The organism is uncultured Rothia sp., from assembly GCF_916049665.1.
Lineage (GTDB): Bacteria > Actinomycetota > Actinomycetes > Actinomycetales > Micrococcaceae > Rothia.
The window spans coordinates 1-2,725 of the sequence record NZ_CAJZIE010000119.1 but is presented as its reverse complement, the minus strand read 5'-3'; the positions used below and the strand labels follow the sequence as shown (position 1 = coordinate 2,725).

Below are 2,725 nucleotides of genomic sequence, written 5' to 3'. Positions count from 1 at the left end.
ACCCCTAACCCTCTGCTTGCAAAGCAGATGCGCTACCAATTGCGCCACGCCCCCGTCTCAGCGGAAACCACTGTTTAGTTATTTTTCCAAGCCTTCACGACTTCATTGCTCTGGTACTTTTTCAAGACCATCACAGTGACACACGAAAGAACAGCAAGAATCAATAATTTCTTCATTATTGCCTTTCATAGTGTGGAGTGGGCGTACCAAGAATCGAACTTGGGACCTCTTCGTTATCAGCGAAGCGCTCTAACCGTCTGAGCTATACGCCCTCCTTCTGCGAAATTTCTTCCGTAGAACGAGATATAACTATACAGGTGTTTGAGGGTAACACCAAATCGAAAAAGCATGTTCTGCATCACACTTACTGCTGAGGTGTCCCAAGCATGCAAAACGGGCGGCACCACCTCCATCCAGAGGGGCACCGCCCGCACACAAAGCTCAAAAGCTACAAACTAGGACTCATCGCTCAGAGTCAAGGTCACGCCACCAACCAGCTTCGCAGCCAGGTTGTACAGAATCGCGCCAATCATACCCAGCAGAGTAAAGACCACAGTGTTGACCACAGCAAAAATAGTAGTCACCAAAGCAACCTGACCCAGCGAAATCATCTGCGAAATATCCACAGTGGTCGAACCGGTACCCAGCGAGCTAATCAGCTGGTTCACACCGGTAAACGCACCAGAAGCCTGCAGGAACAGCCACAGAATCACCGACGCCACGACGGTCACAATACCCAGGGCAATAGACAGCAGGAAGATCAACTTCGCCACCGACCAGGTATCAACCTTCTGAACCACCAAACGCGCACGACGAATCTTCGAACGCGGCGCAGGACGCACCAGCTGACGGCGCGAACCAGTCGGACGCTTAGCATTCACAGGGCGCTTACCAGCAGGACGCTTAGCGGTACCGCCAGGACGAGCCTGACCCGAACGGGCCTGAGCCGGGCGACGCGCACCAGCCTTAGCCGCACCCGAAGACTTAGATGCGCCAGCCGACGCCGAACGCTGTGCCGGCGCAGGAGAGGAGCTCGCGGGAGTGCTGCTCATTAGTTACCTCCAGTAGCGGTGAGATCGGCAGCCGCCGCTTCACCCTCGTTGTCCGAACCGGGCGCCTCAGAAGACTCCGAAGCCTCGGTGTTCTCAGTGGTTTCATCGTCGCTATCATCCAGCTGACGATCCTGGTTGCGTGCAACACCAATAATAGAATCGCCCTTACCGGGCTTTGCAAAGATAACACCCATAGTATCGCGTCCCTTCGCGGGAACCTCATTCACATTCGAGCGAACGACCTTGCCGCTGGCCATAACCACCAGCACCTCGTCCTCTTCGTCCACGATGAGGCCACCCACCAGGGCGCCACGATCCTCAACTAGCTTAGCAACCTTAATGCCGAAACCGTTACGGCCCTGCACGCGGTACTCATCCACGCTCGTACGCTTCGCGTAACCACCCTCAGTGACCACGAAGACGAAGGAGCCCTCAGTAACCACATTCGCAGAAATCAGCTCATCGCCGTCACGGAACTTCATACCGGTCACACCCGAGGTCGAACGACCCATCGGACGCAGCGACGCATCATCAGCGTGGAAGCGCAACGACATACCGTTACGCGACACCAGCAGAATATCGTCCTGAGCCGAGACAGTGAACGCCGAAACAACCTCATCGCCCTCACGCAGGTTAATCGCAATCAGGCCGGCAGTACGGTTCGTATCGTAATCGCTCAGGCGGCTCTTCTTCACCATGCCGCCGCGAGTAGCGAGCACCAGGTACTCAGCATCGTCGTAGCTCTTCAGCTCCATGACCTGAGCAATATGCTCACCACCCTGGAACTCCAGCAGGTTCGCAATATGTTGGCCCTTCGCATCGCGGCCAGCTTCCTGCAGCTCATAACCCTTCGCACGGTACACGCGGCCCAGGTTCGTGAAGAACAGAATCCAGCTGTGCGTAGTGGTCACGAAGAAGTGCTCCACCACGTCATCACCGCGCAGCGAGGCACCCTTAATGCCCTTACCACCGCGGTGCTGGCTACGGTACTGATCACTGCGGGTGCGCTTAATGTAGCCGCCGCGAGTAATCGTCACCACGACCTCCTCCTCGGGGATGAGGTCTTCCATCGACATATCGCCGTTGTAGCCGTACATAATCTGGGTGCGACGCTCATCGCCGTAGCGGTTCACAATCTCGCCCAGCTCCTCAGAGATAATATCGCGCTGGCGAGTCTCCGAGGCAATAATCGCGTTGTACTCAGCGATCATGCGCATCAGCTCATCGTGGCGATCCTGAATCTTCTGACGCTCCAGAGCAGCCAGACGACGCAGCTGCATATTCAGAATTGCCTGAGCCTGAGCCTCATCAATCTGCAGGAACTCCATCAGGCCGCTACGCGCCTCATCAGCAGTGGGGGAGCGGCGGATCAGGGCAATAACCTCATCCAGAGCATCCAGAGCCTTCAGCAGGCCGCGCAGGATGTGCGCCTCTTCCTCCGCCTGACGCAGACGGTAACGGGTACGGCGAACGATAACGTCCATCTGGTGATCCACCCAGTGACGCACAAACGCATCCAGGGACAGGGTGCGCGGCACGCCATCAACAATGGCGAGCATGTTCGCGGAGAAGTTCTCCTGCAGCTGGGTGTGCTTGTACAGGTTGTTCAGCACAACCTTCGGGGAAGCATCGCGCTTGAGCACAATCACCAGGCGCTGACCGGTACGACCCGA

2 protein-coding genes and 1 tRNA gene are annotated in these 2,725 nt (G+C 56.6%); all 3 read right to left on the bottom strand.

What is annotated here, in order from left to right; translation table 11 throughout:
- Positions 1 to 198: 198 nt before the first annotated feature.
- A tRNA-Ile gene (locus QZ540_RS08385) sits at positions 199 to 272 on the bottom strand.
- 183 nt (positions 273 to 455) lie between these two features.
- On the bottom strand, positions 456 to 1,052 hold the full coding sequence (locus QZ540_RS08380; RefSeq protein ID WP_294629165.1) for a DUF3566 domain-containing protein: 597 nt from the start codon (positions 1,050 to 1,052) through the stop codon (positions 456 to 458).
- On the bottom strand, positions 1,052 to 2,725 hold a 1,674-nt coding region (locus QZ540_RS08375; RefSeq protein ID WP_294629163.1), incomplete at its 5' end, for a DNA gyrase C-terminal beta-propeller domain-containing protein. The genes QZ540_RS08380 and QZ540_RS08375, both read right to left, overlap by 1 nt.

What these genes read in the sequence shown, in the direction of transcription:
- QZ540_RS08380 (WP_294629165.1), bottom strand. Translation starts at nt 1,052, where the DNA reads ATGAGCAGCACTCCCGCGAGCTCCTCTCCTGCGCCGGCACAGCGTTCG.